Source organism: Kribbella sp. NBC_00359 (assembly GCF_036097425.1).
Taxonomy (GTDB): Bacteria; Actinomycetota; Actinomycetes; order Propionibacteriales; family Kribbellaceae; genus Kribbella.
On record NZ_CP107975.1, the window covers coordinates 3,985,093 to 3,999,259 of the forward strand.

The following is a 14,167-nucleotide window of genomic DNA, read 5'->3' on the forward strand; positions in this document are numbered from 1 at the left end:
CCATGGAGAAGGTGACCTCGGCGGACGGTACGACGATCGCCTACGAGCGGCTCGGCCGTGGACCTCAGGTGATCCTGGTCGGCGGCGCGCTCTGCGACCGCAACGCACTCAAGCCCCTGGCGACCGAACTGTCGCGCGACTTCGACGTAGTGACCTACGACAGACGCGGGCGCGGTGACTCCGGCGACAGTACGGCGTACGCCGTGGAACGCGAGGTGGACGACATCGCGGCGCTGCTCACGGCCGTCGGTAGTCGCGCGGCGATCTACGGACACTCGTCCGGCGCCGGGCTGGCGGCGATCGCGGCGAGCACCGGTCTGCCGTTCACGAAGGTGGTGCTGCACGAGCCGCCGTACGGACCGGACGACGTCGACTCGGAGGAGGACGGCGGGCAGGTGCTCGAGTTGCTGCGCGAGGACCGCCGGCAGGAGGCGGTCGAGTTGTTCCTGATGATGGCGGGCATGCCGAAGCAGGTGGCGATCGAGACCGCGGCTGCTCCCGGCGTGGCCGACCTCGCCCCGACGCTGGCCTACGACTTCGCCGTCATGGATCACGGCGCACCCGGCGGGCGGACCCCGGTCGAGCTGCTCGCCAAGATCACGCAGCCGACGCTGGTGGTCGCCGGGACCGCGTCACCGCCGTTCATGGTCGACGCGGCGCACCGGATCGTGGCGATGCTGCCCACGGCCCGGTACGCCGAACTCGCCGACCAGGATCACGTCGTACCACCGGAGCTCCTCGCCCCGGTGCTGAGCGAGTTCCTCTAGTCGGCGATGATCTCGATCGAGACCTTGTTCGGGTAGAACGCGACGTGCTCGCGGATGTCCGCGACCGCGTCGTACGGCTGCTCGTAGGTCCACACCGCGTTCACCCCGTCCGCCCCGGCGGGGAGGACGCTGTAGTACGACGCGTCGCCCTTGTACGGGCAGTAGCTCTCGTGGTCGGTGCGCGCGAGCAGCGTGAGATCGACGTCCTTGCGCGGGATGTACTGCACGGCGGCGTAGCTCGCCTCCTGCAGCGACAGTGCGTCCCGGGTGTCCGCGATCACCTGGTCGCCGACCTTCACCACCACGCGGTCCGGATTCTTCCCGACCGTGATCGGGTGGTCCGGGCCAGGAATCTTCACGGTCTTGTCCGCCATTGCCGTCAGCTCTCTGTCGAGGTGTCGTTCAACCTTTCACCAACCGGCGGCGGCCCGGCGGCATTCCCGCAGATCCGCGATCATCGTGGGATGGAACTGCGGCAGATCCAGTACTTCGTAACAGTCGCCGAGGTACTCAACTTCGGGCGGGCCGCGGAGCAGCTCGGGATGGGACAGCCGGGCGTGAGTCAGCAGGTCGCGCGCCTGGAGCGTGAGCTGGGTGTGCAGCTGTTCGACCGCTCAGCCCGCGCGATCCGGCTGACCGAGGCCGGCCAGCGCTTCCTGCCGGCCGCTCGCGCGGTACTCGTCTCGGTCGACCAGGCGCGCGCGGCCGCCACCGGCCGGTCAGGTCACGCGGTGCGCCTCGGCACCAGCACCGGACTGGGCGAGCGGCTGGAGACGGTGGTCGCCGAGCTCGCCGCGAAGGGTGTGCAGGTCGAGCTGGTCAGTACGTCGACCCGCGCCCGGCTGGACCGGGTCAGGGGCGGCCAACTCGACGCCGCGTTCGTCCGAGGACCGAACGAGACGGCCGGTCTGGAGTTCGTCCCGGTTTGGGAGGACGCCCTGCTGATCGCCCTGCCGGCCTCGGTCGCGCCGGTTGGCGATATCGCGTTGAAGGAGCTGAGTGCGTTGCCGCTCCGGATCACCTCGCGCCGGAACAACCCGCCGCTCGTCGACCTGGTGATGACCGCCTGTGCCGCCGAAGGGTTCGAGCCTGTGCTCGGGCCGCAGTCGAACAGCCTGCAGGACACCCACGCCGCGATCGGCGCGGGGACGCCCAGCTGGACGGTGATCTACGAGTCGCACGCGCAGCTCCTTCGCGAGGGACGCGTGGTCTTCCGCCGGCCGCAGCCACGGCTCGCCCTGACCACGAGCCTCGCCGTCCCGGCCGGGACCACGGTCGGCGGCGAACTCGCCGTACTGCTGGAGGCGTGCCGGAAGGCGTCCGATCGATTCGAGTGATGGCTGCGCATCGAAGCTGCGTCTCGTTCGTGGGCGCGGCGGCGACTGGAATGGGCTCAACAGCCCCACGAGAAAGGAACATCCGATGCCCGTCGTCACCGTTCTGCAAGGCCCACGGACCCCGGAGCTCAAGCGCGAGCTGGTCCAGCGGATCACCGACGCGTTCGTCGACAGCCTCGGCGTACCGGCTCAGAGCGTGCAGGTCTGGATCCAGGAGACCCCGCCGGAGAGCTGGGCCGTCGGCGGCACCCTCACCGCCGACAAGTAGTCAGTCGAGGAGGAAGACACCCCCGCCGCGACGGCGGCAGTCGCGTCAGTCCGCGGCGGGGTCTTCGAGCTCGACGACCAGGCAGGGGCCGCCGTCGAACACGCCGCCGTCGATACCCAGTGCCAGGCCGTCGGCGTACAGGTGCGGGCCGGTCAGGAACTCCGGGTCGATGCCGAGCTGGTCGGCGACGATGCTGTGGCCGTGCACGATCCGGGCGCCGCCGAGGTGGTGCAGCAGGATGCGCGCCACCTCCGGACCGCTCGCGCCGCGGAACGCGTACCGCGCCGTCATCCGGCGCCAGATCTCCCACCACACCTCGATGTCGTCGGAGTGCAGCTCGGTCCGGGCCGCCGCGTTGATCCGATCGATGGTGTCGCCCCACTCGACGTACTCCGCGGTGTCGGAGTGCATCAGCAGGTGTCCGGCGTCCAGCCCGAGCATCGGCTGGTCGAGCAGCCAGGCGACCTCGTCGTCGGTGAGCAGCTCCTGGTCGCGGTCCTGGCCGCCGTTCAGCGCCCAGGATCGCTCGAAGCTGCGCGCGCTGAGGCCGTCGTGCGGGACGAAGGTGTCGCCGAACTTCCACATCCCGAGCGCGAGGATCTCGTGGTTGCCGAGCAGCATCCGGATCGCGTCGTGCGGCGCCTGGTCGATCAGCTCGCGGACATAACGCAGTACGCCGATCCCGTCGGGGCCGCGGTCGAAGAAGTCGCCGAGGAACCACAGCCGGGCGTCCTGGCCCGACCAGTTGCCCTCGGCATCGGTCAGTCCGGCCTCGTGCAGTGAGGCCTTGAGTTTCTCCGGGTGGCCGTGGACGTCGCTCACGGCGTACACCCGGGTCATGTCATCCCCGCACGGTCAGAACGATCAGTACGACGTTGAGCGCCGTGACGGCGGTGGCTACCAGGCATGCGGCGAGAGTAGTCGCCCGGCGGTTGACAAGGCTGCCCATGACGCGCCGGGACGCGGTCAATCGGACCAGCGGCCACAGGACGCAGGGGATGCCGAAGCTCAGCACCACCTGGGAGACCACCAGCGCCCGGCTCGGGTCGATGCCGATCGCAAGAACCACCAGGGCCGGCACCAAGGTCACCAGGCGGCGAACGGCCAGCGGGATGTGCCGGTGCCAGAACCCCTCCAGGATGACGGAACCGGCGTACGTCCCGACCGAGGAGGACGCGAATCCGCTGGCCAACAGGGCGAGCGCGAACAAGAGGGCCGGAAGCTGACCGAGCCGGATGCCGATCGCGGCGTGGGCTGCGTCGAGCGAGTCGGCGCCGGTGCCGCCCAGCGCGGCCGCCGCGACCACCACCATCGCCAGGTTGACCGCGCCGGCCAACGCCATCGCGACGGCCACATCCACCCGAGTGGCGCGCAGTACGCGGGATTTGCCGCTGTCCGAGCGGATGCTCTTCCAGTGCCGGTCGGTGACGAGGGCGCCGTGCAACCAGATCGCGTGCGGCATCACGGTGGCGCCGAGCATGCCGGCCGCCAGCACGAGCGACTCGGTCCCGTCGAGTCGCGGCACCAGACCGCCGATCACACCGCTCGCGGACGGATCCGACTTCACCGTCGACACCACGAAGCCGACCAGGACGACCGCCAGTAACCCGATGATCGCGGCCTCGAACGGTCGCTGCCCGCGCTTCGACTGATAGATCAGCAGCGCGAACGACACGGCACCGGTGATCACGCCGCCGAGCAGCAGCGGGATCCCGAACAACAGGTTCAGCGCGATCGCTCCACCGACCACCTCGGCCAGGTCGGTCGCGACCGCCACCAGCTCGGCTTGCGCCCACAACCCGGTCGACGTGGACCGCTTGAAGTGGTCACGGCACAGCTGGGGAAGCGTTCGCCCGGTCGCGATACTCGCCTTGGCGGCCAGATACTGCACCAGGACGGCCATCAGGTTCGCCCCGACGACCACCCAGCAGAGCAGATACCCGTACGTCGCTCCCGCCGCGATGTTGGTCGCGAAGTTCCCCGGGTCCACATACGCCACGGCCGCGACGAACGCCGGCCCGAGCAGCAAGAGCCCGGACCGGTTGAGCTGCCGTCGAAGAGGCGCCGGTGCGTACATGGAAGCAGTCTCCATGACACCACCGACAACGCAACCCCTGTTCCGCTATTGAGACAGGCGTAACAGCTCAGGCACCGCCGGTAGTGGTGCCGAGCACCGTGTTCGCCTTCTTCGACGCCGCGAGTGCGGGGAGTTCGATGTCCGCGAAGTCGAAGTTCATGCTCAGCAGGACGTCCTGGAGACCGGCGAACGCGAACGTCACCTCGAGACCCTCCAGCGGCCCGCTGTCCGCGGCGAACCGGACCGCGACCGGAGCGGAGCCGGCCTTCGGCGCGGCGACCTCGGTGATCGAGACCGTCGAGGTCCCGGCGCCGGAGATCGTCAGCTTGGCCTTGGTGCAGGACTTCACCGCCGCCTTGATCGTGGCGAGGTGGGCGGCGGTCGCCTTGGCCGACGGCATCGCTTCGAGCGTCTCCTGCACGAACGGACCGTCCTGGCCGCCGGAGAACCCGCGGGTCACGACGACCTTCGCTCCGGGCGAGGTCTCGGCGTTGAACAGCTTGACCAGCTTGGCGCACTTCGCGTTCGTCGAGGTCAGTTTCGTGCCGTCGTCGCCCTCGGCGTCGGGATCGATCGCGAACCCGGGCTGCAGATCCTCCAGAGCCAGCAGGGCCTTGGTCAGCGACGCCTTCGTCCGCGGCGCCGGAGCGGCCGGTGTCGTGGGCGCGACACTCGGCGTGGCGCTCGTGGTGGGGACCGGAGTCGGTGTCGGAGTCGACGACTGGGTGGTGCCCGGAGCCGCGCCGGTGTCACCTTTGGAGCCGTCGCAGGCGACCAGGCTCAAAGCGAGACCGGCGGTGATGGCAGCAGAAACGAAGGTTCGCATAACGGGTCCTCCCCAGGAATCAGGCAAAGTGCAACGATCTGCCGACCAGACTTCCCGGCGCACCTAGGCAGGAGGGTACCGGCCGTTCGCGCCCGCGGCGAGTAACTTTCGGGCAACGACCGGTAGACCGGAACTCAGGCCCAGGCGAAGTGGACCTCGAGCGTTACCTGGACTTCCTGGCCGCCGGGGATGACGTTGACGGCGGAGTCGAAGGCCTTGCCGGCCGCGAGCATGGCGGTATCCCGGATGGGGGTGAAGCCGTGTGTCTCGGAGATCAGGCTGACCGATCCGAGCGAGTAGCCGGCCAGGCCGGCGAGTTCCTCTGCTTTCGTCCGCGCCTGACGGAAGGCGAGCTCGCGGGCGCGGGTCAGCAGCTCGGACTTGTCCTCGATGTCGAACTCGAGCGCCTGCAGCCCCAGGCTGTTGCCTCCGGCATCCACAGCCGCATTGAGCAGCCGGCCGAAGCTCGTCAGGTCCTTCGTCGTCACGGTCAACATGTGCGACCCGCGGTAACCCGGCGAAGTGTCCGGCTCGCGGTACTCCTGGTAGATGTTCACCGTCGTGGTCCCGATCGCCGATGGGTCGACGCCCTGTTCCCGCAGCGCGGCGATAACCGCGTCCGTGCGTTCGCCGACCCGCGCGACCGCCGCCGCGACGTCCGGTGCGACATGCTCAACGCTGAACGACACCCGCAGCACGTCCGGCGCCGCATTGACCTGTCCCGACCCGACAACCCGCACCCCAGTCTCCATAGCGGCCAGTCTGACACTTCCCCCGGACAACGAGCTCTGATCATCTGGTGTCGGCCTGGCGGTCATTCAGCCGCCGCACACTGCTTCATCGCCCGCCCAAGAAGACTCAGCACGCCCAAGGAGAATCTGATGCGCAGCCGACTCCTCGTCACCACAGCTCTCGCCGGTGTTCTGCTCACCGGGCTGACCACCGCGAACGCGACCGGGAAGGACTCCGGGGTCGCTCGTGCGTTCCAGGCGACGGACCGCAGTACGGCGTGGTCCCTGGTGTCGCGGATCCCGTTGCGGTTCCCGACGTACCATCCGCAAGGTTTCGCACTGGTGGGGGACCTGATCTACATGACCAGCGTGGAGGTGCTCGAGGCGCCGGTGAAGTACCCGGTGCCGGTGGACGGCTACGACCGTACGCCGGGCAACGGGATCGGGCATCTGTTCGTGATGGACCGGCAGGGGAATCTGAAGAAGGACATCCGGCTCGGCGAGGGTACGGCGTACCATCCGGGCGGGATCGACTACGACGGGCAGAACGTGTGGGTGCCGGCCGCGGAGTACCGGCCGAACTCGCGGGCGATCGTGTATACCGTCGACCCGAAGACCTACCGCGTGACTGAGCGCTTCCGGGTGAAGGACCACGTGGGGGGAGTGGTCCGCGACCGCACGACCGGCCAGGTCCACGGAGTCAGCTGGGGCTCCCGCACCCTCTACAACTGGACCCCACCGGCCACCAACTCGAGTCCGTCCCGAACGAGTCCCATCTCCTCGACTACCAGGACTGCGACTACGTAGCCCGCGGCAAACAACTCTGCGGCGGCGTCACCACCCTCCCCGGCCCCAACAACACGACGTACGACCTCGGCGGCCTAGCCCTCCTGGACCTCAAGTCCAACCGCATCCTCCACGAGATCCCCTTCCCCGCCTTCTCGCCCACCACCAACCACTCCGCCACCCGCAACCCAGTAGCCCTCGAAACCACCCCCACCAAGCTCCGCCTCTTCTCCGCCCCCGACGACGGCGAAGACCCCCAGGGCACCGAACTCCAGATCTACGAATCCCCACTCAGCTAGGTGTGACGGCCTGCGCGGTCTCCAGCAACCGAGCGGCCCACTCGATGCTCTTGGCTGCTTCCGCGGCCGACACCGAGCCCGCCTGGTACTGCGACTTCGACTTGAGCTTGAGCAGCCGGGACAGCGTCGCACTGCTGTCCCGGCCTGCTCGTCCCGCTCCCTTCAACTCCGCGACGGCCTCAGCGTGGTTGTCGGACTTTCGCGTGCGACTGGTCAGCGCGAGACAGATGGCGTCCTTGGAGTTGATGCCTGAGGTGACGGCGTTGGACGCAGCGGCGTTGAAGAGTTGGAGATCGTTGGTCAGTTCGGCGGCCTCGAGGAACTCGCGAGCCTTTGCCAAGTGCGCTCGGGCTTCGTCGAGTGCGGTCACTAGCCGGCCTTTCGGTTGAGGGTTTGCTGGGGTGAGGTGCCGGCGATCGGGACGGCGTCGCGGCGGAGTTCGGTGACCAGGCGCTCGCCATGGCGGATGAGCTCGCGAACTTCTCGGGCGCTGTATTCGACGACTTCACACGAGTTGCCGGACCAGAGACTCGCGTGTGCTGTCAGCGATTCGACCTGCTCGAGCCAGCGGGGATCTGATTCGTCGACGTCATCCGGTCGAACGATCAGCAGGTCGAGGTCGCTGTCGGCACCGCCCTGTCCGCGGGCGGTCGAGCCGAAGAGCCAGACTGCCTTCGCAGGCAGGTCCCATGACTCGGCCTCTGCTTTGATGCGCTCGAGCAGAAGCTCCCGGAGCCGCGCCAGCTGGTCGATCGCCTGATAGGCCACGTGATCCCGGTTGAGGGTGTAGAGCCGAGCACGGCCGGCCGGCTCCGCCATCACCACGCCGTTGCCGACCAGATCGTCCAGAACCTTCTGTACGCCGCTCGGACTGGCAGGTGCCCGCAGCAACGCGGCAACCGCGCGCCCGGTCAGCGGCCGATCGGTCCGCGCGAGCACGCCGAGAACCCGGCCGTGCAACCCCGGGACCACACTCGACACCGGCTCTGGGAACTGCACGGCAACCACCTCCGATTGCCCACTATACCAGCCATATGCCCACTTTTCAGAGCATAGTCAGCTGGCGCGGTGGATTATTCGGGCGGGGATGTTGTGGGTGTGGCACAGGGACAGGAGGGCTGTGCCGTCGATCAGCTGGAGGGGTTTGCCGGTGGCGAATTGGTAGCTGGTGGGGCCGAAGCCGGAGGTGGTGATGAGGATGCCCTTGGTGGCGCCGGCGTCGAGGACGGTGCCGAAGAGGTCGCGGACGGCGGATGGCGGGACGGTGTGGGTCCAGAGCTTGGCCTGGACGACGAACTTGCCGCCGGTGATGGGCCGTGGGTCGTAGGCGACACAGTCGATCCCGCCGTCGTTGCCGCTGCGGAACAGCCGCGTTTCCAGGCCCATCCGGGTCAGCAGGTTCTGGACGAGGTGCTCGAAGGACTCGGGACTCAGTTCCAGCAGGTTCGGCCGGCTGTCGATCTCGCTGATCACGTCGACCGCCTCGATCGTGCGTGGGTCCGCCAGGTCGAACTCCAGCACCGGCTCCACCGGCTGCAGTTCCTCCGGATGCCGCGACACCTCCGCCGCGAAGTAGTGCCGCACACACGCCACCGGATCCAGCTGATCCAGCACCAGCGCCTGGAACTGCTCCCGCGCCGCGCGCAGCGTGATCAGGCACGGCCGCACCGTCTGCCCGGTGGTCAGGTCCACGGACTCGACCATCCCGTTGAACACCACCGTGTCGACCACGCCGTACCGATCACTGCCGAACACCAGATGCAAAGCCCGCAAGGCCAACTGGGCCACCAGTTGCTGATACAATCGCCGCAACTCGTGCGCCTCCCGCGGCACCGCCAATACCGCATCAACTGACCGGTCATAGCGGTACGACGCCTCAGCCGGTACGACGCTGACGTCCGGAAGATCCCACTCGAGCGCCAGCAACGTCGACTCGGGCACGTACCCGACCCGTCGGCGGCGTGGGAAGTCGAGCGGCTCCGCCACCCGGTCCAGCGCCTTCTGGAAGTACCGCGTGACCGCGGCGCGATCGCGGTTCTGCACCGCGCGTTCGTACGCGTCGATCCGCGCGTGCTGCTCCGCGGTCGCCTCGTCGAGCCGGCGTTGTTGCTCGACCTGGTCCCGCAGCGCGCGGGCGACCCGCTCGCGACGGGTGTCCTCGGCGGCCCGGTGCCGCTCGATCGCCTCCGCGAACCGGTCCTCCGCGTCGGCGAGTCGACGCGCGAACCTCCGCTCGGCTCCCCACCAGCGGAACCGTCCCGGCGGATGGGGCACGAACGCATCCCAGACGGGTCCGGGATGCGCCTCGAGATCGGCCGGCGACACCGTCGGCGGGGCCCGCCGGGGCGTGCGTCTGAGGGTCCGCAGATCGGTGCCGTGGACATCGATCGCGAGGGCTCCGGCCAGGACATCGCCCAAGGCCCGGACGCGCTCCTCCACCGCAGCGGTACGTTGTGCCGCCTCGGCGGTTCGCCCGGGCGGACGGTCGCTGCGGGCGTGACCTTCAACGGATCGGCCCATCGCCTCACACCTCTCACAACCAATGTAACGGTCCAACCACTCTGCGCGACGGCGGTGACGGAGAGTTGGTCATGACATTGCTTGCCGTCTACCCCCTGTTTCCTGCCGCACGCCGCCCGGGTTTCCCGCCGCACGTGCACTTGCCGATGCATCTGGCGAAGGTGACGATGACAACCATGAGCCTGCCTTCGTACGCGTCCGGGGTGTCCGCGGTCCCGTTGCTGGGCGAGACGATCGGGGCCAACCTGAGACGGACGATCCGGGAGTACGGCGACCGCGACGCGCTGGTGGAGGTCCAGACCGGAAGGCGCTGGACGTACGACGAGTTCGGCGCCGAGGTGGAGCTGGTCGCACGAGGCCTGCTGGCGCGGGGGATCGCGAAGGGTGACCGGGTCGGCATCTGGGCGCCGAACCGCGCCGAGTGGACGATCACGCAGTACGCGACCGCGCTGATCGGCGCGATCCTGGTGAACATCAACCCGGCGTACCGGACGCACGAACTGGCCTACGCGCTGAACCAGTCCGGTGTCCGGCTGCTGATCTCGGCGACCGAGTTCAAGAGCAGCGACTACCGCGCGATGGTCGACGAGGTGCGGCCGAACTGCCAGGCGCTCGAGGAGACGGTCTACCTCGGCACCGGTGACTGGGACGAGGTGAGGGACGCCGCCGGCCGCATCAGCGTGGACGAGCTGCACCAGCGCGAGGCGGAGCTGTCCTTCGACGACCCGATCAACATCCAGTACACCAGCGGCACCACGGGCTTCCCGAAGGGCGCGACGCTGAGCCACCACAACATCTTGAACAACGGCTTCTTCGTCACCGAGACGATCGCGTTCACCGCCGACGACCGGCTCTGCATCCCGGTGCCCTTCTACCACTGCTTCGGCATGGTGATGGGGAACCTCGGCTGCACCACCCACGGCGCCTGCATGGTGATCCCCAGCGAGGCGTTCGACCCGGCCGCGACACTCAAGGCCGTCCAGGACGAGCGGTGCACGGCGTTGTACGGCGTACCGACGATGTTCATCGCCGAACTCGGACTGCCGGACTTCGCGGACTACGACCTGACGAGTTTGCGGACCGGCGTGATGGCCGGATCGCCGTGCCCGATCGAGGTGATGAAGCGTTGCGTCGCGGACATGCACATGGCCGAGGTGGCGATCTGCTACGGCATGACCGAGACGTCGCCGGTGTCGACGCAGACGCGGCGTGACGACGATCTGGACCGGCGTACGTCGACGGTCGGCCGGGTGATGCCGCACGTCGAGGTCAAACTGGTCGATCCGGCAACGGGTCTCGTCGTACCGACAGGTGAGCCGGGCGAGCTGTGCACCCGTGGGTACTCCGTGATGCTCGGCTACTGGGACGAGCCGGAGAAGACCGCGGAGGCCATCGACCAGGCCCGCTGGATGCACACCGGCGACCTGGCGACGATGCGCGCGGACGGGTACGTGAACATCGTCGGCCGGATCAAGGACATGGTCATCCGCGGCGGCGAGAACGTGTACCCCCGCGAGATCGAGGAGTTCCTCTACACGCATCCCTCGATCGCCGACGTCCAGGTGATCGGCGTCCCCGACGAGAAGTACGGCGAGGAGCTCTGCGCCTGGATCAAGCTCAAGCCCGGCGCCGACCCCCTCGACGCGGCAGCCGTCAAAGCCTTCGCCGCCGGCAAACTGGCCCACTTCAAGATCCCGCGGTATGTGTTGCTGGTCGACGACTTCCCGATGACCGTCACCGGCAAGATCCGCAAGATCGAGATGCGCGAGAAGTCCGTCGAGATCCTCGACCTCGGCTGACTTCCTGGTTACACACGCGAAACCCGCGGGGGCGGTTTGGAAACCTGAGTTTGTTCCGGGGGCAATTGCGCGGCAATCGGGCGGTCCTTCACTGGATGTCATCCAGAACGGACCGAATCCCCAGGAGCCGGCATGCAACTCACCGACGGTGCGCACGTCCCCGTCGTCGTGGTCGGTGGCGGCCAGGCCGGGCTCGCGACGAGTTGGCACCTGACCGCGCAGGGCCTGGATCACCTTGTTCTGGAGGCGGATCGGGTCGGCAGTGAGTGGCGCAACCGGCGGTGGGACTCGTTCTGCCTGGTGACACCGAACTGGCAGTGCAGGCTGCCGGGATTCCCGTACGACGGCCCGGACCCGGACGGCTTCATGATCCGCGACGAGATCGTCGACTACCTGGAAGCCTACAAAGCGTCGTACGACGTCCCGATCGTGGAAGGTGTCCGGGCGACGCGGCTCGACCACGGGTTCCGGATCGCCACGACCGCGGGGACGCTGACCGCCGACCAGGTGGTGGTTGCGACCGGTCCGTACCAGCGCCCGCGTGTCCCGCGGCTCGCTGAGCGGCTCGGCGTACCTCAGCTGCACTCCTCGGAGTACAAGAATCCGGACCAGTTGCCACCCGGCGAGATCCTGGTCGTCGGCACCGGTCAGTCCGGCTGCCAGATCGCCGAGGATCTGCACCTGGCAGGTCGCGCTGTGCACCTTGCCACCGGCAGTGCCCCGCGGGTGGCGCGGTTCTATCGCGGGCTCGACGTGGTCGCCTGGCTGGACCGGATGGGCTACTACAGCAAGGGAATCGACGAGTTCGACGACGTCGACGCGGTGCGCTTCCGGGTGAACCACTACGTCACCGGTCGCGACGGCGGGCGCGACCTCGACCTGCGGAAGTTCGCCCTGGAGGGGATGCGGCTCTACGGCCGCCTGATCGACGCGGACCAGGACGTACTGCGCTTCGCCGGCGACCTCCCGCAGAACCTGGACCACGCCGACGCGGTCTCCGAGAGCATCAAGGACTCCGTCGACGCGTTCATCGCCGCCGAGGGCATCGAAGCGCCCGAGGAGGCTCGCTACCAGCCTGGTTGGGAGCCGACCGAGACGCCGGAATCCGTGTCCCTGCGGGGGATCGGCGCGGTGATCTGGAGCACCGGCTTCCGGCGGGACGACGAGTGGATCCGGGTGCCAGTGTTCGACGGCCAGGGCTATCCGACCCATCGGCGTGGTGTGACGAGCGTGCCCGGCCTGTACTTCATCGGCCTGCCCTGGCAGCACACCTGGGGATCCGGACGGTTCGGTGGCGTCGCCGACGACGCGCAGTACGTCGTCGAGCGCATCACCGAGCAGCGGGCCGGCGTGCACTGGATCGCCGGCCTGCACCGGACGGTGGCGTGAGATGCGCGTATCCGATGCCCACCGCCATCTCGGCGTACTCCCCGCCTATCCCTTCTACGGAGGGCCTCCGGTCAACCCCGACATCACCGCCCGCGCGACCATTGGCGAACTGCTCGCCGACCTCGATGCCGAGGGCACCGAACGTGCGCTGGTGATCCCGAACTACGGCGTCCCGGATGTGGCACTCTCGTTCGCCTTCAACGAGTTGGTCGTCGAGGCCGCGGCCCGGGACGACCGGATCCGGGCCGGCCTCTGGGTGTCGCCGCGGCCGCAGGACGCCGAGCTCACCGCGAAGGCGCTCACGCTCGCGACCGAGCCCGGCGTACGGGCGCTCAAGCTGAGCTTCCTGCTCGGCGGTCACCCCACCGATGACGCCGTACGGCCGCAACTCGACGAGATCTTCACGGCGGCAAGGGACAACGGACTCGTCGTCCACGTCCACACCTCGCCCGGCGCCGCGTCCGACATCGACCACATCGGTCACCTGGTCACGTCGTACGCCGACGACGTCCGGCTGCACCTGGTCCACTTCGGCGGCGGGATGAGCGGGCACATCAAGCTGATCGGCTCCCGGTTCTTCGACTGGATCGAGGCCGGCAAGCAGGTCTACACCGACCTGTCCTGGGCGATCGGGTTCGCCCCGGGCTGGCTGGCCGCCGAGATCGAACGCCGCGGCACCGGTCACGACCGGGTGCTGTTCGCCAGCGACCAGCCGTGGGGCGACCACGCCGGCGAACTCGCCCGGCTGCGCGCCGCGATGGGCGACGGCGAACTCGGCGACCACGTTTTCCACCGCACCTTCTCCCATCTGTACGACTGACCCAAGGAGTAACGACATGCCCGAGACCGTCGAACTGACCGACCTCGAGACCAAGAGCCTGGAGGAGATCCCGCACCCCTCGCTGCCGCAGGGCTCCAGCATCTACGGCGGCACGAAGGTGTTCCCGGACTACCAGGCCGAGGACGGCGAGACCTACTTCACGCTGGTGCACGGCATCGCGCACGAGTCCTCGGTGAGCTTCGTCGCGATCCTGCAGGCGACCCGGGCGCAGCGGAAGGGGTTCGAGTCCGCGATCTACTTCTACGGGCCGGGTTCGCTGAACTGCCTGGCCACCCGGGGCTTCCCGACCACCGGCAACTCGGCCTTCCCCGGCGAGCACAACATCAACGAGTCGCTGAAGACGTTCATCGCCGAGGGCGGCAAGGTCTACTGCTGCCGGTTCGGCCTGTCGCTGCACGGCGCCCGCGAGGAGGACCTGATCGAGGGCGTCATCCCGACGCACCCGCTGGACGTCCAGGACGCGCTGATCCACTACGCCCGCAAGGGCGCCATCATCAACTCGACCTACATGTTCTGAGAGGTCCGGC

17 protein-coding genes are annotated in these 14,167 nt (G+C 68.4%); 9 read left to right on the plus strand and 8 right to left on the minus strand.

Annotated features, from left to right (window positions below; translation table 11 throughout):
- Positions 1-2 precede the first annotated feature (2 nt).
- Positions 3-767: an alpha/beta fold hydrolase gene (locus OG876_RS19560; RefSeq protein ID WP_328526313.1), complete on the plus strand. Its 765-nt coding sequence runs from the start codon at positions 3-5 to the stop codon at positions 765-767.
- On the opposite strand, the gene OG876_RS19565 is transcribed toward OG876_RS19560, so the two are convergent.
- Positions 764-1,141 carry a DUF427 domain-containing protein gene (locus tag OG876_RS19565; protein ID WP_328526314.1) on the minus strand — a complete coding sequence of 126 codons (378 nt, stop codon included), beginning with the start codon at positions 1,139-1,141 and terminating at the stop codon, positions 764-766. The genes OG876_RS19560 and OG876_RS19565 overlap by 4 nt on opposite strands.
- 90 nt (positions 1,142-1,231) lie before the next feature.
- Here OG876_RS19565 and OG876_RS19570 point away from each other — a divergent pair, with 90 nt between their 5' ends.
- Together OG876_RS19570 and dmpI are read left to right on the plus strand one after the other, a co-directional pair.
- The gene (locus OG876_RS19570; RefSeq protein ID WP_328526315.1) at positions 1,232-2,104 is read left to right on the plus strand and encodes a LysR family transcriptional regulator; all 873 of its coding nucleotides are present in this window, start codon (positions 1,232-1,234) and stop codon (positions 2,102-2,104) included.
- A gap of 85 nt (positions 2,105-2,189) precedes the next feature.
- Positions 2,190-2,372 carry a 4-oxalocrotonate tautomerase DmpI gene (gene dmpI / locus OG876_RS19575; protein WP_328526316.1) on the plus strand — a complete coding sequence of 61 codons (183 nt, stop codon included), beginning with the start codon at positions 2,190-2,192 and terminating at the stop codon, positions 2,370-2,372.
- A gap of 45 nt (positions 2,373-2,417) precedes the next feature.
- Here dmpI and OG876_RS19580 read toward each other — a convergent pair whose 3' ends face one another.
- From OG876_RS19580 to OG876_RS19595, 4 genes are all read right to left on the minus strand, one after another.
- Positions 2,418-3,194: a metallophosphoesterase gene (locus tag OG876_RS19580; RefSeq protein WP_328526317.1), complete on the minus strand. Its 777-nt coding sequence runs from the start codon at positions 3,192-3,194 to the stop codon at positions 2,418-2,420.
- A 19-nt stretch (positions 3,195-3,213) separates the two neighbouring features.
- Positions 3,214-4,449 (minus strand): Nramp family divalent metal transporter, encoded by a 1,236-nt coding sequence (locus OG876_RS19585; RefSeq protein ID WP_328526934.1) that lies wholly within the window; start codon positions 4,447-4,449, stop codon positions 3,214-3,216.
- Between the two features lie 67 nt (positions 4,450-4,516).
- Positions 4,517-5,275, minus strand: a complete 759-nt coding sequence (locus tag OG876_RS19590) for a hypothetical protein (RefSeq protein WP_328526318.1) — start codon at positions 5,273-5,275, stop codon at positions 4,517-4,519.
- 134 nt (positions 5,276-5,409) lie between these two features.
- Complete coding sequence (locus OG876_RS19595) at positions 5,410-6,027, minus strand: SIMPL domain-containing protein (RefSeq protein WP_328526319.1); 618 nt, start codon at positions 6,025-6,027, stop codon at positions 5,410-5,412.
- Between the two features lie 129 nt (positions 6,028-6,156).
- On the opposite strand from OG876_RS19595, the gene OG876_RS19600 reads away from it, so the two are divergent.
- Positions 6,157-6,813 (plus strand): DUF6454 family protein, encoded by a 657-nt coding sequence (locus tag OG876_RS19600; RefSeq protein ID WP_328526320.1) that lies wholly within the window; start codon positions 6,157-6,159, stop codon positions 6,811-6,813.
- Positions 6,735-7,091 (plus strand): DUF6454 family protein, encoded by a 357-nt coding sequence (locus OG876_RS19605; RefSeq protein ID WP_328526935.1) that lies wholly within the window; start codon positions 6,735-6,737, stop codon positions 7,089-7,091. Before OG876_RS19600 ends, OG876_RS19605 begins: the two co-directional genes overlap by 79 nt.
- Here the strand turns inward: OG876_RS19605 and OG876_RS19610 are convergent.
- Genes OG876_RS19610 through OG876_RS19620 form a run of 3 tightly spaced genes read right to left on the minus strand, consistent with a single transcriptional unit; the run spans position 7,084 to position 9,611 of the window.
- A complete protein-coding gene (locus tag OG876_RS19610; RefSeq protein ID WP_328526321.1) occupies positions 7,084-7,461 on the minus strand; it encodes a hypothetical protein in 378 nt (125 codons plus the stop codon). The genes OG876_RS19605 and OG876_RS19610 overlap by 8 nt on opposite strands.
- Positions 7,461-8,090, minus strand: a complete 630-nt coding sequence (locus OG876_RS19615; protein WP_328526322.1) for a nucleotidyltransferase domain-containing protein — start codon at positions 8,088-8,090, stop codon at positions 7,461-7,463. Before OG876_RS19615 ends, OG876_RS19610 begins: the two co-directional genes overlap by 1 nt.
- 57 nt (positions 8,091-8,147) lie before the next feature.
- Positions 8,148-9,611, minus strand: coding sequence for a restriction endonuclease (locus tag OG876_RS19620; RefSeq protein ID WP_328526323.1), 1,464 nt, complete (start codon positions 9,609-9,611; stop codon positions 8,148-8,150).
- 176 nt (positions 9,612-9,787) lie between these two features.
- On the opposite strand from OG876_RS19620, the gene OG876_RS19625 reads away from it, so the two are divergent.
- From OG876_RS19625 to OG876_RS19640, 4 genes are all read left to right on the plus strand, one after another.
- On the plus strand, positions 9,788-11,410 hold the full coding sequence (locus OG876_RS19625) for an AMP-binding protein (protein WP_328526324.1): 1,623 nt from the start codon (positions 9,788-9,790) through the stop codon (positions 11,408-11,410).
- A gap of 132 nt (positions 11,411-11,542) precedes the next feature.
- Positions 11,543-12,799, plus strand: a complete 1,257-nt coding sequence (locus OG876_RS19630; RefSeq protein ID WP_328526325.1) for an MSMEG_0569 family flavin-dependent oxidoreductase — start codon at positions 11,543-11,545, stop codon at positions 12,797-12,799.
- Between the two features lies 1 nt (position 12,800).
- Positions 12,801-13,619 (plus strand): amidohydrolase family protein, encoded by an 819-nt coding sequence (locus tag OG876_RS19635; protein ID WP_328526326.1) that lies wholly within the window; start codon positions 12,801-12,803, stop codon positions 13,617-13,619.
- A gap of 16 nt (positions 13,620-13,635) precedes the next feature.
- A complete protein-coding gene (locus OG876_RS19640; protein ID WP_328526327.1) occupies positions 13,636-14,157 on the plus strand; it encodes an MSMEG_0572/Sll0783 family nitrogen starvation response protein in 522 nt (173 codons plus the stop codon).
- The last annotated feature ends 10 nt before the right edge of the window (positions 14,158-14,167 follow it).

Bases quoted from the DNA above. Each gene is read 5' to 3' on its own strand.
- OG876_RS19560 (WP_328526313.1), top strand. From the start codon at position 3: ATGGAGAAGGTGACCTCGGCGGACGGTACGACGATCGCCTACGAGCGG.
- OG876_RS19565 (WP_328526314.1), bottom strand. From the start codon at position 1,141: ATGGCGGACAAGACCGTGAAGATTCCTGGCCCGGACCACCCGATCACG.
- OG876_RS19570 (WP_328526315.1), top strand. From the start codon at position 1,232: ATGGAACTGCGGCAGATCCAGTACTTCGTAACAGTCGCCGAGGTACTC.
- dmpI (WP_328526316.1), top strand. From the start codon at position 2,190: ATGCCCGTCGTCACCGTTCTGCAAGGCCCACGGACCCCGGAGCTCAAG.
- OG876_RS19585 (WP_328526934.1), bottom strand. From the start codon at position 4,449: ATGTACGCACCGGCGCCTCTTCGACGGCAGCTCAACCGGTCCGGGCTC.
- OG876_RS19590 (WP_328526318.1), bottom strand. From the start codon at position 5,275: ATGCGAACCTTCGTTTCTGCTGCCATCACCGCCGGTCTCGCTTTGAGC.
- OG876_RS19595 (WP_328526319.1), bottom strand. From the start codon at position 6,027: ATGGAGACTGGGGTGCGGGTTGTCGGGTCGGGACAGGTCAATGCGGCG.
- OG876_RS19600 (WP_328526320.1), top strand. From the start codon at position 6,157: ATGCGCAGCCGACTCCTCGTCACCACAGCTCTCGCCGGTGTTCTGCTC.
- OG876_RS19620 (WP_328526323.1), bottom strand. From the start codon at position 9,611: ATGGGCCGATCCGTTGAAGGTCACGCCCGCAGCGACCGTCCGCCCGGG.
- OG876_RS19625 (WP_328526324.1), top strand. From the start codon at position 9,788: ATGAGCCTGCCTTCGTACGCGTCCGGGGTGTCCGCGGTCCCGTTGCTG.
- OG876_RS19630 (WP_328526325.1), top strand. From the start codon at position 11,543: ATGCAACTCACCGACGGTGCGCACGTCCCCGTCGTCGTGGTCGGTGGC.
- OG876_RS19635 (WP_328526326.1), top strand. From the start codon at position 12,801: ATGCGCGTATCCGATGCCCACCGCCATCTCGGCGTACTCCCCGCCTAT.
- OG876_RS19640 (WP_328526327.1), top strand. From the start codon at position 13,636: ATGCCCGAGACCGTCGAACTGACCGACCTCGAGACCAAGAGCCTGGAG.